This window comes from Mycobacterium sp. PS03-16, assembly GCF_004570325.1.
In the GTDB taxonomy this organism is placed as follows: domain Bacteria; phylum Actinomycetota; class Actinomycetes; order Mycobacteriales; family Mycobacteriaceae; genus Mycobacterium.
In genome coordinates, this window is the sequence record NZ_SPQO01000014.1 from 1 (window position 1) to 26,146 (window position 26,146).

Consider the following 26,146-nt stretch of genomic DNA (forward strand, 5'->3'; position numbering starts at 1 on the left):
CTACTGCGACGCCCCGATCCGCCACCACGATCACGCCGACCCGCATCAGCGCGGCGGCCCCACCAGCGCCCGCAACGGCCTCGGCACCTGCGAAGCCTGCAACTACGCCAAAGAAGCCGACGGCTGGGAGGTCACCACCGACCAGGACGCCGACGGCACCCACCGCGCCACCATCACCACCCCCACCGGAGCCACCTACACCTCCACCGCCCCACCCCTACCCCGCGCAGCGATCGAACCCGCCGATGACACCGCGCCACCAGAGGCGCAGGCCGCCTAGTTCGACGAGGGCGGAGTCGGCGGTTGGTACGGCGGCGGAGGGGGCGGCGGCATCGGCGGCCGGTCCGGCATAGGCGGCTGCTCCGGTGGCGCGAAGTTCCAGTTGTCCGGGTTCTTCGGGGAGTAGACCACCGGGAACAGGGCGCCCATCGTCGGCCAATTGTCGACGTCGACCGCCATGCGTTGGTAGACGACGTGCTCGTTGACGGTCGGGCCGTTGATCACGCCGCTGATCGTCACGAACTGCTCCCCCGTCACGTCGGTCGGGCGCGGGCTCACCCCGGTGACCAGCAGCGTGCCCTGCGCGACCTCGCCGCGGACACCGCGGCTGCGCATGATCCAGGGCGCGGCCAACAACGCGATGGCACCGATGAGCAACAGGAGCACGCCGAATTCCCACACACGGCCATGGTAGGACTTGCAGTCATGGGCACCGCTTCGTTCGATGTGGCTGACGATCTCGCGCTGGCGTTGCGGCTGGCCGATCTCGCGGATGGCGTGACCGCCGACCGCTTCGGCGCACTGGATCTGCGGGTGGACACGAAACCGGACCTCACCCCGGTCTCCGACGCCGACCGCTCGGCGGAAACCGAGTTGCGCGAGGCACTTTCGCGGGAGCGGCCGGACGACCCGATCCTCGGCGAGGAATTCGGCGGGAGTGCGACGTTCACCGGCCGGCAGTGGGTGATCGACCCGATCGACGGCACCAAGAACTTTGTGCGCGGCGTCCCGATCTGGGCGACGTTGATCTCGCTGCTGCAGGACGGAGTCCCGGTGGTCGGTGTGGTGAGCGCGCCGGCGCTGCGCCGTCGCTGGTGGGCCGGCGCGGGCCAGGGCGCGTTCGCCGCCATGTCGGGCGAGCCGGCGCGGCGCGTGTCGGTGTCGTCGGTGGGCGACCTGGAATCGGCGAGCCTGTCGTTCTCGAGCCTGTCCGGGTGGGCGAAGCGCGGCATCCGCGACCGATTCATCGACCTGACCGACAGCGTGTGGCGGGTGCGCGGCTTCGGGGACTTCCTGTCCTACTGCCTGCTCGCCGAGGGCGCAGTGGACGTCGCCGCCGAGCCCGAGGTGTCGCTGTGGGATCTGGCGGCCCTCGACATCCTCGTGCGCGAAGCCGGCGGCACCTTCACCAATCTCGACGGCGCCCCGGGCCCACATGGCGGCAGCGTGGTGGCCTCCAACGGATTGCTGCAGGACGCCGTGCTGGCCCGGCTGTCCGATTAGCTGGGCTTTCCCAGACCGCGCGCCATGAACCGGCCGATCGACAGCACGGCCCGGCGCCGCGACACCAGCCGGGTCTGGGCGAGCAGGAACGTCCGGTTCAATGTCAGCCCGGCGCCCGACGAGACGATGACGATCGCGCCGCGACCGCGTTCGCGCATCGCGGTGCCGAAACGGTGGATCAGGTTGGTGTAGCCGCGGGCGTTGATGTCGACCATGCGGCTGTGGGTGTCGAGGGGCATGTCGAGGATCGGCGGCGTGTCGGTCGGGGTGTACATGTGGTTGCACACCAGCACGTCGACGGCGATCCCGCGGACCGCCTCCTCGAGGGCCAGGTACGGGGCAGGCTGCCCCAGATCGCAAGCCGCGGTGCGCACTTCGACGCCGAAGCGCTCGCGCAACTCGGCCGCCCGGTCCCGCAGCTCGGCGTCGAGAACATCGGTGAGCACCACGTTGAATCCCCGCCCGGCCAGGTCGCGCGCGAACGCGAAGCCGAGCCCTTCGGCCCGCGCCGAGCCGCTCACCAGCGCCCAGCCACCGCGGAGCCGGTCCAGCGATGCGGGTGACCTACCCATCGGCGCATTGTCGCGCGACCGGCTCGCGGGTGTGAACTACCTAACAGGCGCCATCTACCTTACTCCGGAGTAAGATACGGTCGAAGCCATCACCCCGACCAAGTGAGGCAGCTGCAATGACGAACACCCTGCCGGCCAAGAACGGCTCCTCCCGTCCCCCGCGCACCGGGCATGAAAGCGCGGTGGGCCTGCAGCGGCACAAGCGGACCGCCACCGACATCGGCCTGGCGCTGATCACTCCGCTGGTGGGTCAGGAATTCCTCGACCGCTACAACCTGCGCGACCCGCTCAACCGCGGCCTGAAGTACGGCGTCAAGCAGGTCTTCTCGGCCGCGGGCGCCTCGACCCGTCAGTTCAAGCGCATCCAGGGCCTCGGCAAGCCGCCCACCCGCCTCAGCTCCGCCGACAAGGGCGCCGGCTACTTCGACCTGACCCCCGACGACGACCAGAAGATGATCGTCGAGACGGTCAAGGAGTTCGCCGAGGAGGTGCTGCGCCCGGCCGCCCGGGATGCCGACGAGGCCGCCGCCTACCCCGCCGACCTCATCGCCAAGGCCGCGGAACTGGGCATCACCGCCATCAACATCCCCGAGGATTTCGACGGCATCGCCGAACACCGATCCACGATCACCAATGCGCTGGTGAGCGAGGCGCTGGCCTACGGCGACATGGGTCTGGCCCTGCCGATCCTCGCGCCCGGCGGTGTGGCGTCGGCCCTGACGCACTGGGGCAGCGCCGATCAGCAGGCCACCTACCTGCGGGAGTTCGCCGGCGAGAACGTGCCGCAGGCGTGCCTGGCGATCGCCGAGCCGCACCCGCTGTTCGACCCCACCGCGCTGCGGACCACCGCGGTCCGCACGCCCGGCGGCTACCGCCTCACCGGGGTGAAGTCCCTGGTGCCCGCCGCCGCCCACGCCGAACTGTTCATCGTCGCCGCCCAGTTGGACGGCAAGCCGGCGTTGTTCATCGTCGAGGCGTCCACCGAGGGCGTCAGCGTGACGCCCGACCCGAGCATGGGGGTGCGCGCTGCGGCCCTGGGCCGGGTGGAACTGGCCAACGTCGCCGTGCCGCTGCACAACCGGCTCGGCGAGGACGGGGCCACCGACCGGGACTACTCGGAGGCCATCGCACTGTCCCGCCTGGGCTGGGCCGCCCTGGCGGTCGGCACCTGCCACGCCGTCCTGGACTACGTGGTGCCCTACGTCAAAGAGCGTGAGGCGTTCGGGGAACCGATCGCCCACCGCCAGGCGGTGGCGTTCATGTGCGCCAACATCGCGATCGAACTCGACGGTCTGCGACTGGTCGCCTGGCGCGGCGCGTCCCGCGCCGAACAGGGCCTGCCGTTCGCGCGGGAGGCCGCCCTGGCCAAGCGGCTCGGCAGTGACAAGGGCATGCAGATCGGCCTCGACGGCGTCCAGCTGCTCGGCGGCCACGGCTACACCAAGGAACACCCCGTCGAGCGTTGGTATCGCGACCTGCGCGCCATCGGCGTCGCCGAGGGCGTCGTGGTCCTTTAACAGACTCGAGGAGAACGGAACCCGTCATGGCCATCAATCTGGAACTCCCCAAGAAACTGCACGCGGTCATCGAGAAGGCGCATCAGGGCGCCGCGGAGATGCTGCGGCCGATCTCGCGGAAATACGATCTGCGCGAACATGATTACCCCGTCGAGCTGGACACGTTGGCCACCCTCTTCGAGGGCATCTCGGAGGCCAACACCATCTCGTTCGCCGGGGCGGAGGCCTTCCGCGACTCCGATGACGGCCCCAAGGGAAACATCAACGGCGGCAACATGTCCGCCGTGCTCAACGTGACCGAGATCAGCTGGGGCGACGTCGGCCTGATGCTGTCGGTGCCCCGACAGGGCCTCGGCAACGCCGCGATCTCCGGCGTCGCGACCGACGAACAGCTCGAGCGGCTCGGCAAGGGCGTCTGGGCGGCGATGGCGATCACCGAGCCCGGCTTCGGTTCGGACTCCGCGGCGGTGTCGACGACGGCCAAGCTCGACGGCGACGAGTACGTCATCAACGGCGAGAAGATCTACGTCACCGCCGGTTCGCGCGCCACCCACATCGTGGTGTGGGCGACGCTGGACAAGACGCTGGGCCGCGCCGCGATCAAGTCTTTCATCGTGCCGCGCGACCATCCCGGCGTGACCGTCGAGCGCCTCGAGGACAAACTCGGCATCAAGGCCTCCGACACCGCGGCGATCCGCTTCGACAACGTCCGCATCCCGAAGGACAACCTGCTCGGCGACCCGGAGATCCACGTCGAGAAGGGGTTCGCCGGGGTCATGGAGACCTTCGACAACACCCGCCCCGTGGTGGCCGGGATGGCGGTCGGCATCGGCCGCGCCGCGCTCGAGGAGCTCCGCAAGATCCTCACCGACGCCGGGGTGGAGATCTCCTACGACAAGCCCGCCCACGCGCAGAGCGCCGCGGCCGCGGAATTCCTGCGCATGGAAGCCGACTGGGAGTCCGGTTACCTGCTCACGGTGCGTTCGGCCTGGCAGGCCGACAACGCGATTCCCAACTCGAAGGAAGCGTCGATGGCCAAGGCGAAGGCGGCCCGCGTCGGCAGTGACATCACCTTGAAGGTCGTCGAAATGGCCGGCACCACCGGCTATTCCGAGGAGACCCTGCTGGAGAAGTGGGCCCGCGACAGCAAGATCCTCGACATCTTCGAGGGCACCCAGCAGATCCAGCAGCTCGTGGTGGCCCGCCGCCTGCTGGGGCTGACCTCGGCCCAGCTCAAGTAACGACTCACCCCTCGAACAACGACTGGCCGAGGTACCCGCCCTCCGGCACGCCGGGCAGGATCGCGAACACCGCCGATCCCACCGGGGTGATCCACTCGTTGAGCGCATCGGCGTCCGAAAGGCGCTGCTGGACCGGCACGAACTGGCGCGCGGGGTCGCGCTGGTAGGCCAGGAACAGCAGACCGCTGTCGGAGATCTCCCCGGTCGGCGGGGTGTCGTCGTAGTTGTACGGCCGGCGCAGGAACTGCTCGTCCTCGGACCGGTGCCGGGCCAGCGCGATATGCGAATTGGGCGGGATCACCGGGATCCCGCCGACCGCGGCGCTGAAGTCCGGTTCGTCGGACTCCCGCGTGCCGGTGAGTGGGGCGCCGGTGTCGAGCCGGCGCCCGACGAATAGTTCCTTGGACGTCCGGTCGACTTCCTCCCAGGTGTCCATCTCGGCCCGGATTCGCCGCACCACCAGCGTGGTGCCGCCGGCGAACCACGGCTGTGCCTGGCCGTGGTCCCACACGTGGGCGTCGAGTGCCGCAGCGGTGTCGAGGTTCACCGTGCCGTCGACCTGCCCCATGAGGTTGCGCATCGACGCACCGGGCGCCGTTGAGTGCGCCGGATTTCGGTAGCCGCGCTGCACCCAGCGGACCATGGTCAGCGTGCGGACGTTCTTGGTGAGCACCCGGCACGCGTGGCTGATCGTCAGCAGATTGTCGGCGCACACCTGCAGCAGCAGATGCCCGCCGCTCCAGCGGGATTCGAGCCGGTCGACCGCAAACGGCGGGAGCGGCCGCAGCTGCGGCGGCCGCGCCGCCGCCATCCCGACCGCGTCGAACACCTCCCGGCCGAATCCGACGGTGACCGTCAGCCGCGCCGGGTCGGCGGCCAGTTCCGGCTCCGTATCAGCCAGCGCCGCAACACCTTGCGTCAGCCGCGCGGCGTCCTCACTCCACAGCCGCATGATCGACTGCACCGAGGCCCGGTCGGTGTGTTCCCGCCGCAGATCCAGCGCGATCAATGTCGCGTACGCCTGCGGCGGCGTGGCGACTCCGGCCTGGTGCACCCCGTGGAACGGCTCGGTGACCGGGCGCGCCTCGGTGCCGGCACTCCGGGCGCCGGCGGTGGCGGTCAGGCCCACCCCCGCGACACCCGCGGCGACGGCGCCCGCCCCGAGGAGCGCGCGCCGGTTGAACCGCTCACCCATGGGCGTCGCCATAATGCTCGTCGGCGCCGGGGAAGTCGCGGACCTGAGCGGTGATCGGCAGCGTCGACCCGTCGTCGAACGTGGCGATGATCTCCACATCCGTGCCCGGCTGCAGCGGTGCCGTCAGCTCCATCAGCATCAGATGGTCGGCGCCCGGGGTCAAACCGATGTCGGCATGCGCCGGGATGACGAATCCGCCCTGCTTCTGCCGCATCTGCATCGCGCCGCCGCCGTCGGGCACCACTTCGTGCAACTCCACCCGCGCGGCGGCGGGTGTGCTCGCCGAGGCGATCCGCACCTCCTCGGCGCTGTCGTTGGTGAGTTGCGCGAACGCCGCGGTCATTCCCTCATCGGCCGCCTTCACCCAGGCGTCGCGGACCTGCACGGCGTCGGCCTGAGTGGCCGGTTGGCCGCTGCCCGGCGAACACCCGGCCAGCAGGACGGCGGCGAGCAGGACGGACAGCATGCGGTTCATGCGGCGCCTCCCTTTCGGCGGGCGGCCCCGACCACGGCGTCGACGACGACGAACGCGGCCAGGCTCACGCCCAGCAGCGGCACGCACCAGCCGATCACCGCGATCGCCGCCACCAGCGTGACCGCGGTGACCGGTGACAGGTCGCGGAGCGCGCCGCGGGCGGGCGCGCGGCCGACCGGGCTCGCACCCCGGGTGGGTCGGCGCCGCCACCACATCAGGTAGCCGCGCACGATGACGGTGCCGAGCGCGACCGCCAGCGCCACCAGCGCCAGCTGATTGGCCACGCCGAACAGCAATCCCATGTGCAACTGGATGCCCCAGGCGGCCAGTTTGGCGGCCAGCGGCCAGTCGGCGAACCACGAGAGGTCGGTGATTCGCCCGGTGGCCCCGTCGACGGCGACCGTGTTGTTCGACATCACCCACGGCTGGCGCGTTTGGGCGACGGTGAACGCGGTGGCCGGGTCGGCGGGAACGGTCACCTCGACATGGCCACCGACGCCGGCGGCGCGCGCGGCGTCGAGCACGCGGTCGACGTCGTCGACGCGCGGCGCCCCGCGGTGACCCTCGGCGCCGTGCGCGGTGGCGCCGTGGTCACCGTGGTCGGTCGCGCCGGCCGCCGCCCCGCCGGTCAGCGCCGTCGAGACGGTCGGCGTGGTCCATGCCAGCGCCGCGCGCAGGTCGGTGATGTTCTCCCCCGCGAACCGGGACCAGGTCAGCCCGGTCGCCGAGAGGAACAGCAGGCCGCCGACGAGCCACAGTCCCACGGCGCCGTGCCAGTTCAGCGTCCGGGCCCGGCCCCGCGTCGTGCGGTCGACCGTGAACAGGCGGGCCGCCGCGGTGCGCCGGCGCCGGGCGATCCACAGGCACAGCCCGGCCAGCGCGATCAGCCACAACCAGGAGGCCGCCAGCTCGCTGTAGAGGCGCCCCGGTTCCCCGAGGTGCAGGTGGCGGTGCAGCTGGCTGATCCAGGTGCGGACGGGCAGTGCGCCGCTGCTGCCGTACATCACCAGATCGCCCTGCGGCGCCGCGGTGACCGGGTCGACGAAGACGGCGCGGCGCTCGGACTCGCCCAGCGTGGGATCGGCGAACAGAACCTGGGTGGTCGCCCCCGGTTCGGCCGCCGGGCGGACCGCCGCGACGGTGAGGTCGGGGCGGACCTGCTGGGCGGCGCGGATCTGCTCGGTGACCGGCCGCGGGTCGCCGGTGGTGTCGGCGTGAAGGTAGTCGCGGTAGACGACCTGTTCGAGCGTGGGGGCGATCGCGTAGAGACCGCCGCTGACGGTGGCGACGATCAGGAAGGGGCCGACGAAGATGCCGGCGTAGAAGTGCAGCCGCCGCAGCAGCGCAGTGAGCGCACGGGGGCGTCGGGAGGAAGTAAACGGAGCGGACGGGACGGACGGTTGCGCGTCGGGATCGAGCACACCGTCAGGTGTCGTGGTCATGCTGATGGCTTTCGGGCCGAAGGGGCGCACGCGGGGGTGCGTGAGGGTGCCGGCACAACAGAACGCCGGCGGCGGCGCCGCGGAGGCGCAGACGTGGGTGAATTCAGCGCAGCCGCGACCGGGTCATCCGGTCCGCGCGCCGCGCCACGGGCGGCCTCAGCCGCCGATCGCCACCGCCTGCGGAGGCGCCCGCATCCCCAACCCCGAGCACAACCGGACCGATTGCACGACAAGCGAAACCGCGGTCCGGACCGGCGGCCCCGGGGGACGGCCGCGGTGCACCAGCGTCAGCGACAGCCAGCACAGCAGCGACGCGCACACCACGTACAGGTGACCGGCCAGGCCGATCAACAGACCCAGTCCCAGGGCGGCCAGCGCGTGGGCGATCAGCATCGGCGCCGACGGCACCAGACCATGGCCGCCGTGATGGCCGCCGGACAGGCCGAGCAGCACGTGGCCGAGCAGCTGGCCACCACCCACGGCCGCCACCAGGCTGGCCGTGCGGCCGGTCCCGTGGACGGCGGCATCGACGCCGGCGACCGCACCGACCGTGGCGCAGGCGAGTGCGACGAGCACCAGCGTGGGGCCGGTCGGCACCCCGCCTCCGGCGGCCGCGTGCGCCCCTACCGCCAGCAGTCCCGAGCACGCGCCGACGAGGACGCCGCATAGGGCGCCGGCTCGGGAGGCCGCCGTGCTCACGTCTTGGACCATACCGCCGCCAGTACTACAGAACCTAGTAGGCGTTGCGCCGCGGCCGCGAGGACGCGGTGACTAGCGTGAGCGGGCATGGAGGCATTTCGCGCGCTGGTGGCCCGGCAGACCGACGATCGCATCGACACGGCGGTCGAGACGTTCGAGGAGTCGGCGCTGCCGCCCGGCGAGGTCACGATCCGGGTGCACTACTCCAGCGTGAACTTCAAGGACGCGCTGGCGGTCACCCCGAAGGGTGGTGTGGTGCGCGACTATCCGATCGTCCCCGGCATCGATCTGACCGGTGAGGTGGTGGCGTCGGAGTCCGGTGACTTCGCCGTCGGCGATCTCGTGGTGGCCCACGGGTACGACATCGGCACCGGAAAGCACGGAGGCTACGCGGAATTCGCGCGGCTGCCCGCCGACCAGGTGGTGGCGCTCGGTGCGCTCAGCCCGTGGGAGGGCGCGGCGATCGGGACGGCCGGGTTCACCGCCGCGATGAGCGTGCAGGCGTTGATGGCGCGCGGTATCCGGCCCGACCACGGGGACGTCGTGGTCACCGGCGCGAGCGGCGGGGTCGGGTCGGTCAGCGTGGACCTGCTGTCCGGCCTCGGCTACCGGGTCGTCGCGTCGAGCGGAAAGGCCGAGCAGGCCGACCTGCTGCGCGAGCTCGGCGCGGCCGAGGTGATCGGGCGGCTGCCGGAAGACCCGGACGCCAAACCCCGGCCGCTCGGCAAGACCCGGTGGGCGGCCGCGGTCGACTGCGTCGGTGGCGCCACCCTGGCCGATGTGCTGAGCACGCTGGCCTACGGCGGCGCCGTCGCGGCCAGCGGACTGACCGGCGGTCCCGCTCTGTCGACGACCGTGATGCCGTTCATCCTGCGCGGGGTGGCCCTGCTGGGCATCGACTCGGTGCAGCTGCCCATCGGCGCACGCCGCGACTTGTGGGCGGAACTGGGTGGGACCCTGAAACCACGACACCTCGCCGACATCTCCCATGACGTCGACGTCAAGGACGTCGCGGGAGTGATCGACGAGGTGCGGGCGGGCAGGTACTCGGGCCGGGCCGTCGTGCGCGTGGCCGGCGGCTTCTGACCGCCGGCCCCGCGCCGCGGGCTCAGCCCAGCAGCACCCGCTGCAGATCGGGCTTCATCTGCTGCAGCTGCTGACCCCAGTACTGCCAGGTGTGCGTACCGCCGGCCGGGAAGTTGAACACCCCGTTGGTGCCGCCCGCGGCGATGTAGCGCTCCTGGAACGTGATGTTGGTGCGCAGGGTCAGGCTCTCCAGGAACTCCTGGGGCAGGCCGGCGCCACCGAGCTCACCCGGCTTGCCGTTGCCGCAGTACACCCAGATGCGGGTGCCGTTGGCGACGATCTTGTCGATGTTGACCATCGGGTCGTTGCGCAGCCAGGCCTCGCTGCCGCCGGGACCCCACATCGGTTCGGGCTTGTAGCCACCGGCGTCACCCATCGCCAGGCCGACCAGGAACGGCCACCAGCCCTCGGACAGGTTCAGGAAGCCCGACAGCGAGGCGGCGTAGATGAACTGCTGCGGGTGGTAGATCGACAGGACCAGCGAGGCCGAACCCGCCATCGACAGACCCACCGCGGCGCTGCCCGTCGGCTTGACGTTCCGGTTGGCCGCCAGCCAGTTCGGCAGCTCAGAGGTCAGGAACGTCTCCCACTTGTAGGTCTGGCAGCCGGCCTTACCGCACGCGGGGGCGTACCAGTCGGTGTAGAAGCTCGACTGACCGCCGACCGGCATGACCACCGACAGGCCCGAGTCGAGGTACCACTCGAAGGCCTGGGTCTCGATGTCCCAGCCGTTGAAGTCGTCGCGGGCGCGAAGACCGTCGAGCATGTACACCGCCGGAGATCCGGGGCCGCCGCTTTGGAACTGGACCTTGATGTCACGCCCCATTGCCGGCGACGGAACCATCAGGTACTCGACGGGTAGACCCGGCCGCGAGAATGCCCCCGCGAGTGCCGACCCCCCGGTCATCCCGATCAGTCCGGGTAGCATCGCCGCAATGACGGCGGCCACCGTGAACCGGCGAGCCCAACGGCCTCGAATCTTGTCAACGATCGTCATATAGCAATCCGTCCATCTTCCGGTTACCGCGTCACACGCACACACCCTGCGGACACATCGCCTTCGGCGCCGCAGCGTTTTCTGCACTGGGTTGTCCGCGCCCGCTCGACTGGCTGTGGCAGCGAGCGGACCGAGAGAATTCAGTTGTCGCGCACTGAGTAAAACATGGCCGTCATGACGAGAAAACCCCGAAAACGCGCTGGCAGTGACGGTGCCGAGCAAAAGCTGAGGTGGCGCGGCGCGCGACGCGATGCGGACGAAAGTCTTGTCACCAGCGCAAACGGCTACTGTCGGTGGCCATGCCGAGCCCGCGCTCGACCGGCGGTCACCGCCTGTCCGTCGACGACTGGATACAACAGGGATACGCGATCGTTGCCGAAGAGGGACTCGCCGCGTTGAAGATCGACCGGCTCTGCCGACGTCTGGGCGTCACCAAGGGCAGCTTCTACTGGCACTTCGACGATATGCCGGGCTACCGCGCGGCGCTGGTGACCGCATGGGGGCGGATGCGCGACGCCGATCACGAACGCCTCGCCGCGATGGCCGGCCTCCCGCCGCGGGAACGCCTGTCGCACATGATGACCGAACTGGTCAGCGCGCATCACTGGACCATGGAGCGCGCAATGCGCGAGTGGGCCCGCGCCGACGAGGAGGTCGCCGCCCGGATGCGGGCCGCCGACCGCGCCCTGGTCGGCGCCGTCCGCCGGGCGCTGATCGACGACGGCTTCGACGACGAGGACGCCGACCTGCGAGCCAACGCTCTGTTCGCCGCCGGCGTGGGACTCATCCATCTGTCCGGGCCCGCGACGGGTGACCGGCAGGCCGATCGCCGCGAACGCTTCCTCGACCTCATGCTGCGCCGCTGACCTGCGTTCCATACTAAAAGGTATGTTAACGTCGACGCCATGACCGCAACCGACGTCGCCGGCGCCCGGCTCGGCCCGGGGTTCGTCGACCGCCTCGCCGCCCGAGCGCAGGAGGCCGAGGCCTTGCGGCGGCTCCCCCAGGCGACGGTCGACGAAGTGGCCGCCTCGAGGTTCACCGAATTGCTGGTCCCGGCGCGCTTCGGCGGCGAACAGGCGCCGTTCCCGCAGCTGCTGCGGCCGGTGCGGGAGATGGCACACGGCTGCGCGTCGAGCGCGTGGACCATCGGCTTCTACGCGCTGCACAACTGGATGCTCGCGCTGTTCGGCGAGCAGGCGCAGACCGAGGCCTTCGCACACCGGCCCTTCCTGGCGCCGGCGCCGCTGGCGCCGACCGGGCGCGGCCGTCCCGACGGTGACGGCGTCCGGCTCAGCGGCCGCTGGTCATGGGCCACCGGGGTGATGCACGGCAACTGGATCATGGTCGGCGCCCTGTGCGGACCCGACGACGACCTCTTTCCCGCGCTCGCCCTGCTGCCGATCGGCGACGTCACGGTCGTGGACGTGTGGCACACCGTCGGGATGCGCGCCACCGGCTCCAACGACGTGGTCATCGAAAAGACGTTCGTGCCGGGCCACCGGCTGGTACGGGTCACCGACATCTATGCGGGCACCGCACCCGGGGCCGGACTGCACGATGCGGCGACCTACCGCTGGCCGATGGTGCCCGCGCTGGCGCTGTTGGCCGCGATGCCGGCACTGGGCAGCGCCGAACGGGCCGCCGACCTGTACGCCGAACGACTCGGCGAGCGGGTCCTCGCCTACGAGGGCGTGACTCAGAAGGACAAGCCGATCGCCCAGGCGCACCTCGGCGAGGCCCGCGTGCGGCTGCGCGCGCTGCACGGGCTGCTCGACGACACCGTCGGCCGGATCGAGGAGCTCGTGCGCGCCGGTGATGCGGTGCCGCGCGCCGTCCGCGGCGACGCGCGGATGGCCGCCGCGCACATCGTGTACGAAGCCCGCTCGGTGATCGGCATGCTGCTCGCCGCGTCCGGCGCCAGTGCCCACTTCGTCGACAACCCGCTGCAACGCATCAAACGCGACGTCGACGTGCTGTCCGGCCACGTCATCTTCGACTACGACACCAGCCGGGAACTGGCCGGCGCGTTGGCCATCGGGATGCAGATCCCGCCGTTCGCCATGGTGTGATGAGGCATGGCCGGCCTGCGCGACACCGTGACCCGCACTTTCCAGAGGCGCATCGCCAATCCCCTGATGCGCCGGCTGCCGTTCCAGACCCTGCTGGAGACCACCGGCCGGACGTCGGGACAGCCTCGCCGAACTCCGTTGGGCGGCAGTCTGATCGGCACCCAGTTCTGGTTCGTCTCCGAATTCGGCGAACGCTCCCAGTACATCCGCAACATCACGGCGAACCCGCGGGTGCGGGTCCGGCTCCGCGGACGCTGGCGCAGCGGCACCGCCCACCTGCTACCCGACGACGACGCACACGCCCGCCTGCGCGAGCTACCCCGGTTCAACAGTGTCGGTGTCCGCACATTCGGCACCGACCTGCTCACCGTCCGGGTCGACCTGGACGACGACCGGGACGACGACCGGGACGACTAGGCGGAAGCCCGTTCCGCCAGGTCGGCCAGATGCGCCAGTGAGTTCTCCAGGTGCTCCCGACCGAACGGCGGGAACGCGATCTGCTCACGCAGGAACGGCGGCACCGCCGACCAGTCGTAGGTCAGCGTGACCACGGTCTGCGACGGCCCGTCCGCGACGAGGTCGTACCGCCACGTCCATCCGCCGAGTTCCAGTTCACCCTCGGCGGTCCGCTGCCCCGGCTGCCACGCGATGGTGCGCGGCGGGTCGAGGGCCACCACCTTGTTCTCCACCTCGTAGTCCTTCTCGGGATACGCGGGGTTGGAGTGGTACATCGCCATCCGGAACGTCTGTCCGGACCGTTCCAGCCGGGCGCCGTCGAGCGACTCCCGCACCCACCCTGTTCCGTCGATCGCCTGGTGGGTCGCGGGGTCGGCGAGCACGGCGAAGACCGCCGCGGCCGGGGCGTCGACCGTCATGGTCGCCGTCATCACGTCGTTCGTCATCGGCGTTGCCTCCACATCTGATCTGCTGTCACCAGATCCGACCGGGCGCAGCGCGAGAACTCATCGCCGGGGGTTGTGCCCGCACATAGATAAAAGTAACGTCAGTTTCAGTTCCGGCTCTGCCCGCCCGTCGCATGTCACTGGAGACCCCGATGGAATCGTTCGTCCACCTGCACAAAGGCAAGACGCCGCGGCGTCCGCACGCCGACCTCGACGGCCAGAAAGACGACGAGCTCGGCCGCGGCGGGTTCACCGGGCGCACCGCAAACCTGTACCGGCGCAACGACCCGACAGCCTTCCGCGCCGCCGGCCCGTTGCGCCCGCTCGACGTCCTCGGCGACCAACTCAAACCCGCCGACGCGACCGACGCGGCGGGCGCGCCGCTGCTGATGTTCTCCAACCCCGACTGCCAGGTGCTGTTGTCCCGCCGCACCGAGGCGATGCCGTATTTCGCCCGCTACGTCGACGGCGACCTGCTGTCGTTCGTGCACACCGGCTCCGGTCTGCTCGAGACGGAGTTCGGCCCGATGCGGTACCGCCCGGGCGACTGGGTGTACATCCCGAAGGCGTGCACGTGGCGGCAGGTGCCCGATCCCCGGGGGCAGGGGGCCGACCCGGGGAGCGATCACGCCGAGTCGATGTGGCTGATGGTGCAGGCGGCCGAGGACTTCCGGCTGCCGCCGGCGGGTCCGCTCGGCAGGCAGTTCCCGTTCGATCCGACACTGATCACGGTGCCCGACCCGGAACCGATCGACGACGGAGCCGGACCGCAGGTCGACGGCGAGTACGAGGTGCGGCTGTTCCATGACGGGGGCCCCACCAGCCTGTTCTACCGACACCACCCGCTCGACGTCGAAGGCTGGCGCGGCGACAACTTCCCGTTCACCTTCAACATCGCCGACTACAACGTCATCACCTCCGACAGCGTGCACCTGCCCGCCACGGCACACCTGTTCATGCAGGCCACCGGTGTCGCGGTGATGAACTTCCTGCCCAAACCAGCCGAGGGCGTCCCCGGCACCGAGCGCACGCCGTGGTATCACCGCAACGTCGACTACGACGAGATCGCGTTCTTCCACGGCGGCTCGCTCTACGGCATTCCGATGCCGCCGGGGTTGATCTCCCATGCCCCGCAGGGCGTTCACCACGGCGCCCCGGAGAAGGCCCGCGAGCGGGCGCGGCGGAAGTTCGACGAGTTCGACCGGGTGGACTGGTCGGTGATCGCCGTCGACACCCGCAGACGGCTGAACCCGTCGCCCGCGGTGCTGGCCAACGATCTGGGGCAGCACGCGTGACCACCGCCGTGCGCTACGACTACGACCGTATCCCCTATCTCGTCGCCTACCAGAACACCTCCGCGGTGCGCGACGTCTACGGCGGCGTCGCCGAACTCGTCGTGCTGGAGAGCCATCTGCTGCGGCCGAGGAACAAGCCGAGCGACACCGTGCTGATGTTCATGCACCCGATCGGCGGCGGTGCGTACCTGCCGATGATGAATGCGCTGGCCAAGGCCGGCCACCATGTCATCTACTGCAACAGCCGGTTTCGCGGCACCGACTCCGCGCTGCTGATGGAGAAGGTGGTCGAGGACCTCGGCGAGGCGGTCAAGGACGCCAAGCACCGGTTGGGCTACCAGAAGGTGGTGCTCGCGGGGTGGAGCGGCGGTGGGTCGCTGTCGGTGTTCTATCAGCAGCAGGCGCAGCACCCGACGATCACGGCCAGCCCGTCGGGTGACGGTCCGGATCTGACCACGCTCGGGCTGATCCCCGCCGACGGGATCATGCTGCTGGCCGCGCACATCAGCCGCCACGGCACGCTCACCGAATGGCTCGACGCGTCGATCCTCGACGAGTCCGACCCGACGAAGCGCGATCCGGACCTCGACCTCTACGACCCCGACAATCCGAACCAGCCGCCGTATACGCCGGAGTTCCTGAAGCGCTACCGGCAGGCGCAGATCGACCGCAACCGCCGAATCACCGCATGGGTCAAGGACAAACTCGCCGAACTGCGAGCCGGCGGCCGCCCGGATGACGAATTCGCGTTCGTCGTGCACGGCACCATGGCCGACCCCCGCTGGCTCGACCCGACGGTCGATCCGAACGAACGTACGCCCGGCACCTGCTATCTGGGTGACCCGCAGGTGGTGAACAACAGCGCGGTCGGGCTGGCCCGGTTCTGCACGCTGCGCAGCTGGCTGTCGCAGTGGAGTTACGACGACGCCAACGGTGACGCGGTCAAAGCGGGTCCGGACATCGCCGTGCCCGCGCTGGTGATCGGCAACCTCGCCGACGACGCCTGCACGCCGAGCCACACCCGGCGGCTGTTCGAGGCGATCGGCCACCCCGACAAGGAGATGCACGAGATCTCCGGGGCCAACCACTACTACTCCGGACCCGACCAACGTGAGACCCTGCGTGAGGCGGTCGGCATCTGCACCGACTGGCTGCACCGACACGGATTCGGCACGGAGGTGTGATGACAGGCGCGCTCGACGGTATTCGGGTCATCGAGATCGGCACGCTGATCTCCGGACCCTTCGCCGGTCGGCTGCTCGGCGACATGGGCGCCGAGGTGCTCAAGATCGAGCTCCCCGGTGCACCCGACCCGCTGCGCACCTGGGGGCAGGCCGAAGTCGACGGCCACCACTTCTTCTGGACCGTCCACGCGCGCAACAAGAAGGCGATCACGCTGGACATGCGCACCCCGCGCGGCCGCGAGATCTTCCTCGACCTCGTCGAGCGCACCGACGTCATCGTCGAGAACTTCCGGCCCGGCACGCTGGAGCGCTGGCACCTCGGCTACGACGTACTGCACGCCCGCAACAAGGGCATCATCCTGGTCCGGGTGTCCGGATACGGGCAGACCGGCCCGGATGCGCACCGCGCGGGATACGCGTCGGTCGCCGAAGCGGCCAGTGGGCTGCGCCACCTCAACGGCTTTCCCGGCGGCCCACCCCCGCGGCTGGCGCTGTCGCTGGGTGACAGCCTGGCCGGCATGTTCGCCGCCCAGGGGGCGCTCGCGGCACTCTACCGGCGCACCGTCACCGGCGAGGGTCAGGTGGTCGACACCGCGCTCACGGAATCCTGTCTGGCCGTGCAGGAGTCGACGATCCCCGACTACGACGTGGGCGGCGTGGTGCGCGGCCCGTCGGGCACCCGGCTCGAGGGTATCGCCCCGTCGAACATCTACCGGTCCGCCGACGGCAGCTGGGTGGTGATCGCGGCGAACCAGGACACCGTGTTCCGCCGCTTGTGCGCCGCGATGGGACAGCCGGAGCTGGCCACCGACGACCGGTTCGCCACGCACGTCGCGCGCGGGCGCAACCAGGACGAACTGGACAAGATCATCGGCGCCTGGGCCGCCGACCGGCAGCCCGGCGACATCATCGACGTTCTGTCGGCGGCCGGGGTGATCGCGGGGCCGATCAACACCGTCGCCGAGGTGGTCGAGGATCCGCAACTGCGGGCGCGCGGCATGATCGCCGAACACCACGACGAGCGGGTCGACCGGCCGGTGCTGGGCCCGGGGATCGTGCCGCTGCTCTCGGAGTCCCCCGGCGCGATCCGCAATGCCGGGCCGGCCCGGCCCGGCCAGCACAACGACGAGGTGTACACCGGGCTGCTCGGTATGACGCCCGAGGAGCTCACCGATCTGCGCGCCGAGGGAGTGCTGTGAACGAATTGCCGCGCGAGGTCACGATCCGTGAGGTCTCGCTGCGCGACGGTCTGCAGATCGAGGCGCCGATCCCGTTGGCCGCCAAGGTGCGCCTGCTCGAGGCCGTCGTCGCCACGGGGGTGCGCGAGGTCGAGGCGACCGCGTTCGTGTCACCGTCGAAGGTGCCCGCGCTGGCCGATGCCGCCGAACTCGCCGCGGAACTGGCGCGTTTCGACCACGTCGAGTTCTCCGCGCTGGTCGCCAGCCCCAACGGGGCCAAGCGGGCTCTCGCCGCCGGACTGCGCTCCATCGAGTACGTGGTGTCGGCGGCCGACGGGCACAGCCGCGCCAACGTCGGCCGCTCGTCGGCGGAGGCGGCCGCGCAGATCCCCGAGATCGCCGCGATCGCCCGCGACAACGGCGCCACCGTCGAGGTCATCGTCGCCACGGCATGGGACTGCCCGTTCGACGGCCCCACCCCGGCGCAGCGGGTGCTCGACATCGTCGATGCCGCCGTCGGATTCGGCGCGGACCGCATCGCGATCGCCGACACCATCGGCACCGCGACACCCCGGCGGGTCAGCGACCTGGTGGCCGCGGTCCGCCCGCGGATCGGGGACATCCCGCTGGGCGCGCATTTCCACAACACCCGCGGCGCCGGACTGGCCAGCGCGTACGCCGCGGTGTGCAGCGGCGTGACCCGGCTCGACGCGTCGGTCGGCGGGCTGGGCGGCTGCCCGTTCGCCCCGGGGGCCAGCGGCAACATCGCCACCGAGGACCTGGTGTACCTACTGCGCGACAGCGGCATCGACACCGGCGTCGACCTGCAGGCGGCGATCGCGGCCGCCGAGGTCGCCCGCACGGTCGTCGGGCACGACCTGCCGAGCGCGCTGCTGCGCGCCGGCGACCGACTGAACCCGCCATGGCCCCGGAATCCACGAGCCTGAGCAGTAAGGGCCGCCAGACCCGGCTGGCCCTCGAGCAGGCCGCCCGGAAGCTGTTCGCCGAACGGGGGTTTCACGGCACCACGCTGGCCGACATCACGTCGGCGGCAGGAAAGTCGACGGCGGTGTTCTACCGCTACTTCGACGACAAAGAGGATCTGCTGGCCGCACTGGCCGAATCGTTCCTGCACGACATCGTGGCGCCGTCGGCGACCGTGTCGCTGCCCGAGTCGCCCGACGACGGCGAGTACTTCACCACCGTGGTGACCGGCTACTGGAACATGTTCAAGCAGAACATCGGCATCATGATCGCCGTGGCGCAACTCGCCGCGTCCAAGCAGCGGTTCGCCAACGTGCAGAACGAGTTCCGCCGCTTCGGGATGGACATCGTCGCCGCGTCGGTGCGCCACGCCCAGCACCAGGGGTTCGGCACCGACCTCGACGCCGAGCACATCGCCGCCGCGATTGCGCTGCTGTTCGAGAACTTCACCGTCGTGATGGTCGGGACCCCGGCTCCCGAACCGGCGATGAGCGACGCCGACGCCATCAGGACGCTGTCGACGATCTGGCAGAAGACGCTCTACGGCCGCTAGCTGACGAAGGAGACCTCACCGTGGATTTCGCTCTCCCGGACCACCTGCCCGGGCTGCTCGAGGAGATGGACGCGTTCATCGAAGCGGAGATCAAGCCGCTCGAGCGCGACCACATCCAGTACTTCGACCACCGCCGGGAACACGCGCGCACGGACTGGGAGAACGGGGGCATCCCCCGCCGCGAATGGGAGGATCTGCTCGACGAGATGCGTCGGCGGGCCGATAAGGCCGGCTGGCTGCGCTACGGGTTGCCGTCGCAGTTCGGCGGCCGCGACGGCAGCAACCTCGACATGGCCGTCATCCGGGAACACCTCGCGCACAGGGGGCTCGGACTGCACAACGACCTGCAGGACGAGTCGTCGATCGTCGGGAATTTCCCCCAGGTGATCATGATGGACCGGTTCGGCACCGAGGCCCAGAAGGCCGAGTGGATCGAGGCGATGCTCACCGGTCAGCGATCCATGGCCTTCGGGCTCACCGAACCCGACCACGGCTCCGACGCCACCTGGCTGGAGACCCGGGCGGTGCGCGACGGCTCAGGAGATGGGGGCTGGGTCATCAACGGCACCAAACGCTGGAACACCGGGGTGCACCGCGCAACTCACGACCTGATCTTCGCCCGGACCTCCGGGGAACCCGGCCAAGCGCGCGGCATCACCGCGTTCCTGGTGCCCACCAATACCCCGGGCTTCACGGTCCCGTACTACTGGTGGACCTTCAACATGCCCACCGATCACGGGGAGGTGGTGCTGCAGGACGTTCGGGTGCCGGAGGACGCCGTGCTCGGCGAGGTCGACCGGGGCCTGGAAGTGGGGCAGACGTTCCTGCACGAGAACCGGATCCGCCAGGCCGCCAGCAGCCTGGGCGCCGCCCAGCACTGCATCGACCGCGCCGTCGACTACGCCGGGCGGCGCACGGTGTTCGGCAAGCCGCTGGCGGTCAACCAGGCGGTGCAGTGGCCGCTCGTCGAGTTGCAGACCGAGGCGCAGATGGTGCGGCTGCTGGTGCGTTACGCCGCGTCCGAACTGGACCGCAACCACCACATGGAGGTCTCGGACAAGGTGTCGATGGCCAATTACCGGGCCAACCGCCTGGTGTGCGAGGCCGCCGACCGAGCGATGCAGGTGCACGGCGGCGTCGGCTACAGCCGCCACGAACCGTTCGAGCACATCTACCGGCACCACCGGCGCTACCGGATCACCGAGGGGGCCGAGGAGATCCAGATCCGCCGGGTCGCCCAGCGGCTGTTCGGGTTCGGGCGCAAGTGAGGGATCAGCTCGAAGCGGTCCTCGAACCGGTACTGGGCACGGTCACGGTCGAGAACCTGGTCACGCTGACCGGCGGCGCCAGCCGCACCACGTGGGCGTTCGACGCGGTCACACCCGACAGCAGGCAGGCCCTGATCCTGCGCACCGGACCCGATGACGAGGTCCACGCAGGCATGGAGCTCGAGGCGCGGGCCCAGCAGCGCGCCGCAGCCGCCGGCGCCCCCGTGCCGCACATCGTGACCGCCGACAATTCCGTTGCCCCGCTGGGCAAACCGTATCTGATCTGTGAGGCGATCGGTGGCGAGACGATCGTGCGGCGCATCTACCGCACGCTCGACGACGACCGCCGCCGACGGTTGCTCGAACAGTGCGCGCAGGCGTTGGCCGCGATCCACCGTGCCGAACCCCACGGCATCGGGCTGACCGAGACCGATCAGCTCACCGAGTGGCGCGACCGCCTCGGCGAGATGGGCGACACCATCGCGACATTCGAGTGGGCGTTCCGGTGGCTGGCCGCCCACCGGCCCGACCCCTCGCCGCACCGGTTGGTGCACGGCGACTTCCGGATGGGCAACCTGATCGTCGACGACGGCGGGCTGGCCGCGGTGCTGGACTGGGAGCTCGTCCACATCGGTGAGGTCTACGAGGATCTGGCCTGGTTCTGCATCCGGGCGTGGCGGTTCGGCGCCCCCGAACGGCTCGGTGCGGGCGGGCTGGGTGGTGTCGAGGAATTCCTGACCGCCTACGAGGACGCGAGCGGCACCGCCGTGGACCGCGCGGCGTTCCGGTGGTGGCTGATCGTCGCGACGCTGCGCTGGGGCGTCATCTGCCGGTTCCAGGCCGAACGCCACCTCAGCGGGCAGACGCCGTCGGTGGAGCTCGCCGCGATCGGGCGGCGCGTCTGCGAGACCGAATGGGATCTGCTCGACCTGCTCGAGGGGAAGGGACCACGATGAGCGGACCGCAGTGGCTCTACGGCAGGCCGACCGCCGCCGAACTGGTCGCAGCGGTCGCCGACTTCATCGACCACGACGTGCGGGCGGCGACCGAGGGCCAGGTGAACTTCCACGCGCGGGTGGCCGCGAACGTGCTGCGCACCGTCGAGCGGGAACTGCGCGACGCCACCGCCGCCGACGCCGTCGCGTCGCTGACCGGCCTCGGCTACCCCGACGAGGCGGCGCTGGTCGCGGCGATCCGCGCCGGCGACCTCGACGACCGCGCCGACGATCTGCTCACCGGGTTGCGGGCGCTGGTGGGACACCGGCTGGCGGTCGCCCATCCCGGCTACGACCGGGCCGAGTGAGCGATGCCCAGCTCAGCGCCGCCGGATCCGGGCCAGATACGCCGGCTCGTCGACACGCGCGCCGACGGGCAGCCCGAGCGCGTCGGTGTGCGCCGGCCCCACCACGCCGCGGTAGGTGGTGGTCTCCAGCGCCTCGACCTGCCAACCGTCGGTGAACGCGGTGCGGATGTCGACCTGGCTGACCTGCGGGCCGAAGCCATGCCCGGCATCGGAGAGGGCCAGCACGTGGACGGTCCCGCCCGACCGGCACACACGGCCCAGTCCCGCGACGTAGCGCGCCCGGTCGCCGGCGTCGAAGACGTGGAACAACGCACTGTCGACGACGGTGTCGTAGCGCGGTGGACCGTCGAGGGCAAGCGCGTCGGCGACCTCGAAGCGGGCGGCGACGCCCCGGTCGGCGGCGTTGCGGCGGGCCAGCTCGACGGCACGGGGCGCGAAGTCGACGCCGACGACGTCGTAGCCGAGCGTCGCCAGCAGGATGGTGTGCTCCCCGGCGCCGCAGCCGGCGTCGAGCACCGCGCCGCTGATGCCGCCGGAGCGTTCCAGTTCGACGATCGCGGGTTGCGGTTCGCCGATCACCCAGGGGGCGGCGCCGCCGGCGTAGATGTCATCGAACCGGGTCAGGGAAGGTGTCGTCTCGGGCATGGCGGCAGTCTCGTACCTCAAGTGCGCTCGAGGTCAAGCCGGCACAGGAAGGAGGTTCGCGGTGGCAGCCGTTGAGGAGGTGGCGGACCGGTTGTTCGCGGCGATCGCGGACAGTGACATCGCCGCCGTCGAGGCGCTGTGGGCGCCCGACGTGCGGGTCTGGCACTCCGGTGACCGCCGCGACAACGAACGCGCCCGGGCGTTGCGGGTGATCGGATGGTTCGTCGGCCGCACCGTCGAGCGCCGCTACGAGGTGCTCGACCGCCGGTTCTTCGACGGCGGCTTCGTCCAGCAGCACATCCTGCACGCCACCGGCACCGGCGGCGAGGTGGTCGCCATGCGCGTCTGCATCGTGATCATGGTCGGCGAGGACGGGCTGATCACCCGGATCGACGAGTACTTCGACACCACCGACCTGGCCCCACTGCTGGACCGGACATGATCAGACGCTTTCCGTGACTGCGCCGTGTGCGCGGCCGCAACCAGTAGCATCGGCCCATGGCTTCGGCGTCCCGACCGCTGCGGATCCTCGTCTACAGCGACAACCCGCGGACGCGTGAGGCGGTGCGGCTGGCGCTGGGCACGCGGGTGCACCCGGAGTTGCCCGAGCTGACCTACCTGGACGTCGCCACCGCACCCATGGTGCTCAAGCAACTCGATGAGGGCGGCTTCGACCTCGCGATCCTCGACGGGGAGGCGACGCCGGCGGGTGGGATGGGCGTCGCCAAGCAGATCAAGGACGAGGTGACGGGCGCGCCGCCGATCCTGGTGCTCACCGGCCGCCCGGACGACGCCTGGCTGGCCAGCTGGTCGCGCGCGGAAGCCGCCGTACCGCATCCGATCGACCCGATCCGGCTCGGTGAGGCCGTGGTCTCGCTGCTGCGCCTGACCGCCCAGTAGCCGCCCCGTGCTGTCCCGGTAGTCGACCGGTCAAATCCCCTGGTGCTCTGCGCCGTTGGCGCATGGCTGACGTCGCCGACGGCACCTGCCGCCACACTCGCCGATCCTATCCGAATGTGTGGCGCAGATCGCAAATGTGGCTAGGCTGTGGGTCAGCTCACATCGTCAGCCTCGAGGGAGCGTTCGGCCGGTATGGACCTGTACACACCGATCCTGGTGCTCGGCGCCATCGCCGCGGTGTTCGCGGTGGTTTCGGTGGTGATCGCTGTCGTCATCGGCCCCACCCGGTACAACCGTGCCAAACTCGAGGCCTACGAGTGCGGGATCGAACCGCTCGCCGCGGGGGGTGACGGCGGGACGCGCGCCGCCACCGTGCAGCGGTTCCCGATCAAGTACTACCTGACCGCGATGTTGTTCATCGTCTTCGACATCGAGATCGTCTTCCTCTACCCGTGGGCGGTGGCGTTCGACAGCCTCGGCCTGTTCGCGTTGGTGGAGATGCTGCTGTTCATGCTCACCGTGTTCGTGGCCTACGCGTACGTGTGGCGCCGGGGAGGGCTCAATTGGGACTAGAGGAACGGCTGCCCGGCGGCATCCTGCTGTCGACGGTCGAGAAGGTGGCAGGGTATGTCCGCGCCGGGTCGCTGTGGCCGGCGACGTTCGGGCTGGCGTGCTGTGCAATCGAGATGATGGCGACCGCGGGACCGCGCTTCGACATCTCGCGCTTCGGGATGGAACGGTTCTCCGCAACCCCCCGGCAGGCCGATCTGATGATCGTCGCGGGCCGGGTGAGCCAGAAGATGGCGCCGGTGCTGCGCCAGATCTACGACCAGATGGCGGAGCCGAAATGGGTGCTCGCCATGGGGGTTTGCGCGTCGTCGGGCGGGATGTTCAACAACTACGCGATCGTGCAGGGCGTCGACCACGTCGTCCCGGTGGACATCTACCTGCCGGGCTGCCCGCCGCGGCCGGAGATGCTGCTGCACGCGATCCTCAAGCTGCACGAGAAGATTCAGCAGATGCCGCTCGGCGTCAACCGCGACGAGGCGGTGCGCGAGGCCGAACAGGCCGCGCTCGCGGTGACACCGACCATCGAGTTGAAGGGTCTGTTGCGGTGACGGGTTCCCACGACGCCACGTCGGGTCCCGCCGTGGGCCCGAACGATTCCGAGGTCATCGACGTTCGGCGCGGCATGTTCGGCGCGCGGGGCACGGGCGACACGTCGGGCTATGGGCGGCTGATCCGGCCGGTGGCGCTGCCCGGGAGTTCGCCCCGGCCCTACGGTGGCTACTTCGACGACGTCGTCGACGCGCTGGCCGCCGCGCTGGGCGCCGACGGCTACGACGCGTCCATCGAGCGTGTCGTGGTCCACCGCGACGAACTCACCCTCGAGGTCGAACGCAGCCAACTGCCCGTCGTGGCACGGACACTGCGCGACGACGCGGCGCTGCGGTTCGAGCTGTGCCTCGGTGTCAGCGGCGTGCACTATCCCGGCGACGCGGGCCGCGAACTGCACGCGGTGTACCCGTTGATGTCGATCACCCACAACCGGCGCATCCGGCTGGAAGTGGCCGTACCCGACGGCGATCCGCACCTCCCGTCGCTGTTCGCGGTGTATCCCACCACCGACTGGCATGAGCGGGAGACCTACGACTTCTTCGGGATGATCTTCGACGGCCACCCCGCGCTGACCCGCATCGAGATGCCCGACGACTGGGTGGGCCACCCGCAGCGCAAGGACTATCCGCTGGGCGGGGTCCCCGTCGAATACCACGGGGCGCAGATTCCGCCGCCCGACGAGCGGAGGGCGTACAACTGATGAGCGCTTCGGTCACACCGCCCGAACGGGTGGTCGTCGTCGGCGGCGACGACTGGGATCAGGTGGTCGCGGCCGCCGAAGCCGCCCAGGCCGGCGAGCGCATCGTCGTGAACATGGGCCCGCAGCATCCGTCGACGCACGGGGTGCTGCGGCTGATCCTCGAGATCGAGGGCGAGACCGTCACCGAAGTGCGGTGCGGTATCGGCTATCTGCACACGGGGATCGAGAAGAACCTGGAGTACCGCAACTGGACCCAGGGCGTCACGTTCGTCACCCGGATGGACTACCTGTCGCCGTTCTTCAACGAGACCGCCTACTGCCTGGGCGTGGAGAAGCTGCTCGGCGTCACCGACGACATCCCCGCGCGCACCAACGTGATCCGCGTGATGATGATGGAACTCAACCGCATCTCCTCGCATCTGGTGGCGCTGGCCACCGGTGGGATGGAACTCGGCGCGATGAGCGCGATGTTCTACGGCTTTCGCGAACGCGAACAGATCCTGTCGGTGTTCGAGTTGATCACCGGGCTGCGGATGAACCACGCCTACATCCGGCCGGGCGGGCTGGCGGCCGACCTGCCCGACGATGCGGTGCCCCGCATCCGAGACCTGCTCGGTCTGCTGCCCGGGCGGCTGCGCGACCTGGAGAACCTGCTCAACGAGAACTACATCTGGAAGGCGCGCACCCAGGGCATCGGCTACCTCGATCTGGCCGGCTGTATGGCGCTGGGGATCACGGGCCCGGTGCTGCGCTCCACCGGGCTGCCCCACGACCTGCGCCGTGCCCAACCGTACTGCGGCTACGAGGATTACGAGTTCGACGTGATCACCGACGACGGTTGCGACGCCTACGGGCGCTACCTCATCCGTGTAAAAGAGATGCGCGAATCCCTCAAGATCGTCGAGCAGTGCCTGGACAAGCTCAAGCCGGGCCCGGTGATGATCGACGACCGCAAACTGGCGTGGCCCGCCGATCTGAAACTCGGACCGGACGGGCTGGGCAACTCCCCCGAACACATCGCCCGCATCATGGGGCATTCGATGGAAGGCCTGATCCACCACTTCAAACTGGTCACCGAGGGCATCCGCGTGCCGGCGGGGCAGGTCTACGTCGCCGTCGAATCGCCGCGCGGCGAATTGGGTGTGCACATGGTCTCCGACGGCGGCACCCGCCCCTACCGCGTGCACTACCGCGATCCGTCGTTCACGAATCTGCAGGCGGTGGCGGCGATGTGCGAAGGCGGCATGGTCGCCGACGCGATCTCGGCGGTGGCGTCGATCGATCCGGTCATGGGTGGGGTGGACCGCTGATGAGCG

General features: G+C 70.2%; 30 protein-coding genes and 1 pseudogene. 22 read left to right on the forward strand and 9 right to left on the reverse strand.

From position 1 onward, the window contains the following. Positions 1-280 (forward strand): annotated as a pseudogene (locus E4P42_RS13650) (HNH endonuclease); the annotation flags it as partial. Here the strand turns inward: E4P42_RS13650 and E4P42_RS13655 are convergent. Further along, entirely contained in the window at positions 277-681 is a 405-nt protein-coding gene (locus E4P42_RS13655) for a hypothetical protein (RefSeq protein WP_135126612.1), read from the reverse strand. The pseudogene E4P42_RS13650 and the gene E4P42_RS13655 overlap by 4 nt on opposite strands. Positions 682-705: 24 nt before the next feature. On the opposite strand from E4P42_RS13655, the gene hisN reads away from it, so the two are divergent. Next, positions 706-1,503, forward strand: a complete 798-nt coding sequence (gene hisN / locus E4P42_RS13660; RefSeq protein ID WP_135126613.1) for a histidinol-phosphatase — start codon at positions 706-708, stop codon at positions 1,501-1,503. Here the strand turns inward: hisN and E4P42_RS13665 are convergent. Then, a complete protein-coding gene (locus E4P42_RS13665; RefSeq protein WP_135126614.1) occupies positions 1,500-2,075 on the reverse strand; it encodes an SDR family oxidoreductase in 576 nt (191 codons plus the stop codon). The two genes, hisN and E4P42_RS13665, sit on opposite strands and share 4 nt — an antisense overlap. 116 nt (positions 2,076-2,191) lie before the next feature. Between E4P42_RS13665 and E4P42_RS13670 the strand changes: the two genes are divergently transcribed. Both E4P42_RS13670 and E4P42_RS13675 read left to right on the forward strand, forming a co-directional pair. After that, positions 2,192-3,592 (forward strand): acyl-CoA dehydrogenase family protein, encoded by a 1,401-nt coding sequence (locus tag E4P42_RS13670; RefSeq protein ID WP_135126615.1) that lies wholly within the window; start codon positions 2,192-2,194, stop codon positions 3,590-3,592. Between the two features lie 26 nt (positions 3,593-3,618). Then, positions 3,619-4,833: an acyl-CoA dehydrogenase family protein gene (locus E4P42_RS13675; protein ID WP_135126616.1), complete on the forward strand. Its 1,215-nt coding sequence runs from the start codon at positions 3,619-3,621 to the stop codon at positions 4,831-4,833. A gap of 4 nt (positions 4,834-4,837) precedes the next feature. On the opposite strand, the gene E4P42_RS13680 is transcribed toward E4P42_RS13675, so the two are convergent. From E4P42_RS13680 to E4P42_RS13695, 4 genes are all read right to left on the reverse strand, one after another. Then, on the reverse strand, positions 4,838-6,028 hold the full coding sequence (locus tag E4P42_RS13680) for a Dyp-type peroxidase (protein WP_135126617.1): 1,191 nt from the start codon (positions 6,026-6,028) through the stop codon (positions 4,838-4,840). Beyond that, on the reverse strand, positions 6,021-6,503 hold the full coding sequence (locus E4P42_RS13685; protein ID WP_135126618.1) for a copper chaperone PCu(A)C: 483 nt from the start codon (positions 6,501-6,503) through the stop codon (positions 6,021-6,023). Before E4P42_RS13685 ends, E4P42_RS13680 begins: the two co-directional genes overlap by 8 nt. Next, positions 6,500-7,945, reverse strand: a complete 1,446-nt coding sequence (locus tag E4P42_RS13690; protein ID WP_135126619.1) for a PepSY domain-containing protein — start codon at positions 7,943-7,945, stop codon at positions 6,500-6,502. The genes E4P42_RS13685 and E4P42_RS13690 overlap by 4 nt, the downstream gene beginning before the upstream one ends. Positions 7,946-8,101: 156 nt before the next feature. Next, entirely contained in the window at positions 8,102-8,644 is a 543-nt protein-coding gene (locus tag E4P42_RS13695) for a hypothetical protein (protein WP_245234012.1), read from the reverse strand. A gap of 87 nt (positions 8,645-8,731) precedes the next feature. Between E4P42_RS13695 and E4P42_RS13700 the strand changes: the two genes are divergently transcribed. Continuing rightward, positions 8,732-9,730 carry an acryloyl-CoA reductase gene (locus E4P42_RS13700; RefSeq protein ID WP_135126621.1) on the forward strand — a complete coding sequence of 333 codons (999 nt, stop codon included), beginning with the start codon at positions 8,732-8,734 and terminating at the stop codon, positions 9,728-9,730. 22 nt (positions 9,731-9,752) lie between these two features. Here the strand turns inward: E4P42_RS13700 and E4P42_RS13705 are convergent, their stop codons facing one another. Then, positions 9,753-10,727 carry an esterase family protein gene (locus tag E4P42_RS13705; protein WP_135126622.1) on the reverse strand — a complete coding sequence of 325 codons (975 nt, stop codon included), beginning with the start codon at positions 10,725-10,727 and terminating at the stop codon, positions 9,753-9,755. A 299-nt stretch (positions 10,728-11,026) separates the two neighbouring features. On the opposite strand from E4P42_RS13705, the gene E4P42_RS13710 reads away from it, so the two are divergent. From E4P42_RS13710 to E4P42_RS13720, 3 genes are read left to right on the forward strand one after another with little or no spacing between them, the layout of a single operon-like run. Beyond that, the gene (locus E4P42_RS13710; protein WP_135126623.1) at positions 11,027-11,593 is read left to right on the forward strand and encodes a TetR/AcrR family transcriptional regulator; all 567 of its coding nucleotides are present in this window, start codon (positions 11,027-11,029) and stop codon (positions 11,591-11,593) included. Between the two features lie 39 nt (positions 11,594-11,632). Then, the gene (locus tag E4P42_RS13715) at positions 11,633-12,799 is read left to right on the forward strand and encodes an acyl-CoA dehydrogenase family protein (RefSeq protein WP_135126624.1); all 1,167 of its coding nucleotides are present in this window, start codon (positions 11,633-11,635) and stop codon (positions 12,797-12,799) included. A 6-nt stretch (positions 12,800-12,805) separates the two neighbouring features. Next, entirely contained in the window at positions 12,806-13,216 is a 411-nt protein-coding gene (locus E4P42_RS13720) for a nitroreductase/quinone reductase family protein (protein WP_135126625.1), read from the forward strand. On the opposite strand, the gene E4P42_RS13725 is transcribed toward E4P42_RS13720, so the two are convergent. After that, positions 13,213-13,701, reverse strand: a complete 489-nt coding sequence (locus E4P42_RS13725; protein WP_135126626.1) for an SRPBCC family protein — start codon at positions 13,699-13,701, stop codon at positions 13,213-13,215. The two genes, E4P42_RS13720 and E4P42_RS13725, sit on opposite strands and share 4 nt — an antisense overlap. A gap of 152 nt (positions 13,702-13,853) precedes the next feature. On the opposite strand from E4P42_RS13725, the gene E4P42_RS13730 reads away from it, so the two are divergent. The 8 genes from E4P42_RS13730 to E4P42_RS27425 are packed head-to-tail and all read left to right on the forward strand — an operon-like array spanning position 13,854 to position 21,466. Continuing rightward, on the forward strand, positions 13,854-14,996 hold the full coding sequence (locus tag E4P42_RS13730; protein WP_135126627.1) for a homogentisate 1,2-dioxygenase: 1,143 nt from the start codon (positions 13,854-13,856) through the stop codon (positions 14,994-14,996). Beyond that, a complete protein-coding gene (locus E4P42_RS13735; protein ID WP_135126628.1) occupies positions 14,993-16,180 on the forward strand; it encodes an alpha/beta fold hydrolase in 1,188 nt (395 codons plus the stop codon). Before E4P42_RS13730 ends, E4P42_RS13735 begins: the two co-directional genes overlap by 4 nt. Further along, a complete protein-coding gene (locus tag E4P42_RS13740) occupies positions 16,180-17,379 on the forward strand; it encodes a CaiB/BaiF CoA-transferase family protein (RefSeq protein ID WP_135126629.1) in 1,200 nt (399 codons plus the stop codon). Before E4P42_RS13735 ends, E4P42_RS13740 begins: the two co-directional genes overlap by 1 nt. Then, positions 17,376-18,305, forward strand: coding sequence for a hydroxymethylglutaryl-CoA lyase (locus tag E4P42_RS13745; protein WP_135126630.1), 930 nt, complete (start codon positions 17,376-17,378; stop codon positions 18,303-18,305). The genes E4P42_RS13740 and E4P42_RS13745 overlap by 4 nt, the downstream gene beginning before the upstream one ends. Next, positions 18,281-18,895: a TetR/AcrR family transcriptional regulator gene (locus E4P42_RS13750; protein WP_135126631.1), complete on the forward strand. Its 615-nt coding sequence runs from the start codon at positions 18,281-18,283 to the stop codon at positions 18,893-18,895. The genes E4P42_RS13745 and E4P42_RS13750 overlap by 25 nt, the downstream gene beginning before the upstream one ends. A 20-nt stretch (positions 18,896-18,915) precedes the next feature. Beyond that, a complete protein-coding gene (locus E4P42_RS13755) occupies positions 18,916-20,163 on the forward strand; it encodes an acyl-CoA dehydrogenase family protein (RefSeq protein WP_135126632.1) in 1,248 nt (415 codons plus the stop codon). Further along, positions 20,160-21,119, forward strand: coding sequence for a phosphotransferase family protein (locus E4P42_RS13760; RefSeq protein WP_135126633.1), 960 nt, complete (start codon positions 20,160-20,162; stop codon positions 21,117-21,119). The genes E4P42_RS13755 and E4P42_RS13760 overlap by 4 nt, the downstream gene beginning before the upstream one ends. Beyond that, the gene (locus tag E4P42_RS27425) at positions 21,116-21,466 is read left to right on the forward strand and encodes a DUF6285 domain-containing protein (RefSeq protein WP_135126634.1); all 351 of its coding nucleotides are present in this window, start codon (positions 21,116-21,118) and stop codon (positions 21,464-21,466) included. The genes E4P42_RS13760 and E4P42_RS27425 overlap by 4 nt, the downstream gene beginning before the upstream one ends. A gap of 12 nt (positions 21,467-21,478) precedes the next feature. On the opposite strand, the gene E4P42_RS13770 is transcribed toward E4P42_RS27425, so the two are convergent. Next, positions 21,479-22,111, reverse strand: coding sequence for a class I SAM-dependent methyltransferase (locus E4P42_RS13770; protein WP_135126635.1), 633 nt, complete (start codon positions 22,109-22,111; stop codon positions 21,479-21,481). 61 nt (positions 22,112-22,172) lie between these two features. On the opposite strand from E4P42_RS13770, the gene E4P42_RS13775 reads away from it, so the two are divergent. The 6 genes from E4P42_RS13775 (at position 22,173) to nuoD (ending at position 26,140) form a co-directional block, all read left to right on the forward strand. Continuing rightward, positions 22,173-22,553 carry a nuclear transport factor 2 family protein gene (locus E4P42_RS13775; protein WP_245234013.1) on the forward strand — a complete coding sequence of 127 codons (381 nt, stop codon included), beginning with the start codon at positions 22,173-22,175 and terminating at the stop codon, positions 22,551-22,553. A 56-nt stretch (positions 22,554-22,609) separates the two neighbouring features. Continuing rightward, positions 22,610-23,011 (forward strand): response regulator transcription factor, encoded by a 402-nt coding sequence (locus E4P42_RS13780; RefSeq protein ID WP_135126637.1) that lies wholly within the window; start codon positions 22,610-22,612, stop codon positions 23,009-23,011. Between the two features lie 192 nt (positions 23,012-23,203). After that, positions 23,204-23,584, forward strand: coding sequence for an NADH-quinone oxidoreductase subunit A (locus tag E4P42_RS13785; RefSeq protein WP_135126638.1), 381 nt, complete (start codon positions 23,204-23,206; stop codon positions 23,582-23,584). Continuing rightward, entirely contained in the window at positions 23,575-24,129 is a 555-nt protein-coding gene (locus E4P42_RS13790; protein WP_135126639.1) for an NADH-quinone oxidoreductase subunit B family protein, read from the forward strand. The genes E4P42_RS13785 and E4P42_RS13790 overlap by 10 nt, the downstream gene beginning before the upstream one ends. 74 nt (positions 24,130-24,203) lie before the next feature. Next, a complete protein-coding gene (locus E4P42_RS13795) occupies positions 24,204-24,830 on the forward strand; it encodes an NADH-quinone oxidoreductase subunit C (RefSeq protein WP_135126733.1) in 627 nt (208 codons plus the stop codon). Continuing rightward, complete coding sequence (gene nuoD / locus E4P42_RS13800) at positions 24,830-26,140, forward strand: NADH dehydrogenase (quinone) subunit D (RefSeq protein ID WP_135126640.1); 1,311 nt, start codon at positions 24,830-24,832, stop codon at positions 26,138-26,140. Before E4P42_RS13795 ends, nuoD begins: the two co-directional genes overlap by 1 nt. Positions 26,141-26,146 lie beyond the last annotated feature (6 nt).

Bases quoted from the DNA above. Each gene is read 5' to 3' on its own strand.
- hisN (WP_135126613.1), top strand. From the start codon at position 706: ATGGGCACCGCTTCGTTCGATGTGGCTGACGATCTCGCGCTGGCGTTG.
- E4P42_RS13665 (WP_135126614.1), bottom strand. From the start codon at position 2,075: ATGGGTAGGTCACCCGCATCGCTGGACCGGCTCCGCGGTGGCTGGGCG.
- E4P42_RS13670 (WP_135126615.1), top strand. From the start codon at position 2,192: ATGACGAACACCCTGCCGGCCAAGAACGGCTCCTCCCGTCCCCCGCGC.
- E4P42_RS13675 (WP_135126616.1), top strand. From the start codon at position 3,619: ATGGCCATCAATCTGGAACTCCCCAAGAAACTGCACGCGGTCATCGAG.
- E4P42_RS13680 (WP_135126617.1), bottom strand. From the start codon at position 6,028: ATGGGTGAGCGGTTCAACCGGCGCGCGCTCCTCGGGGCGGGCGCCGTC.
- E4P42_RS13685 (WP_135126618.1), bottom strand. From the start codon at position 6,503: ATGAACCGCATGCTGTCCGTCCTGCTCGCCGCCGTCCTGCTGGCCGGG.
- E4P42_RS13690 (WP_135126619.1), bottom strand. From the start codon at position 7,945: ATGACCACGACACCTGACGGTGTGCTCGATCCCGACGCGCAACCGTCC.
- E4P42_RS13700 (WP_135126621.1), top strand. From the start codon at position 8,732: ATGGAGGCATTTCGCGCGCTGGTGGCCCGGCAGACCGACGATCGCATC.
- E4P42_RS13705 (WP_135126622.1), bottom strand. From the start codon at position 10,727: ATGACGATCGTTGACAAGATTCGAGGCCGTTGGGCTCGCCGGTTCACG.
- E4P42_RS13710 (WP_135126623.1), top strand. From the start codon at position 11,027: ATGCCGAGCCCGCGCTCGACCGGCGGTCACCGCCTGTCCGTCGACGAC.
- E4P42_RS13715 (WP_135126624.1), top strand. From the start codon at position 11,633: ATGACCGCAACCGACGTCGCCGGCGCCCGGCTCGGCCCGGGGTTCGTC.
- E4P42_RS13720 (WP_135126625.1), top strand. From the start codon at position 12,806: ATGGCCGGCCTGCGCGACACCGTGACCCGCACTTTCCAGAGGCGCATC.
- E4P42_RS13725 (WP_135126626.1), bottom strand. From the start codon at position 13,701: ATGACGAACGACGTGATGACGGCGACCATGACGGTCGACGCCCCGGCC.
- E4P42_RS13730 (WP_135126627.1), top strand. From the start codon at position 13,854: ATGGAATCGTTCGTCCACCTGCACAAAGGCAAGACGCCGCGGCGTCCG.
- E4P42_RS13740 (WP_135126629.1), top strand. From the start codon at position 16,180: ATGACAGGCGCGCTCGACGGTATTCGGGTCATCGAGATCGGCACGCTG.
- E4P42_RS13750 (WP_135126631.1), top strand. From the start codon at position 18,281: ATGGCCCCGGAATCCACGAGCCTGAGCAGTAAGGGCCGCCAGACCCGG.
- E4P42_RS27425 (WP_135126634.1), top strand. From the start codon at position 21,116: ATGAGCGGACCGCAGTGGCTCTACGGCAGGCCGACCGCCGCCGAACTG.
- E4P42_RS13770 (WP_135126635.1), bottom strand. From the start codon at position 22,111: ATGCCCGAGACGACACCTTCCCTGACCCGGTTCGATGACATCTACGCC.
- E4P42_RS13780 (WP_135126637.1), top strand. From the start codon at position 22,610: ATGGCTTCGGCGTCCCGACCGCTGCGGATCCTCGTCTACAGCGACAAC.
- E4P42_RS13785 (WP_135126638.1), top strand. From the start codon at position 23,204: ATGGACCTGTACACACCGATCCTGGTGCTCGGCGCCATCGCCGCGGTG.
- E4P42_RS13795 (WP_135126733.1), top strand. From the start codon at position 24,204: ATGTTCGGCGCGCGGGGCACGGGCGACACGTCGGGCTATGGGCGGCTG.
- nuoD (WP_135126640.1), top strand. From the start codon at position 24,830: ATGAGCGCTTCGGTCACACCGCCCGAACGGGTGGTCGTCGTCGGCGGC.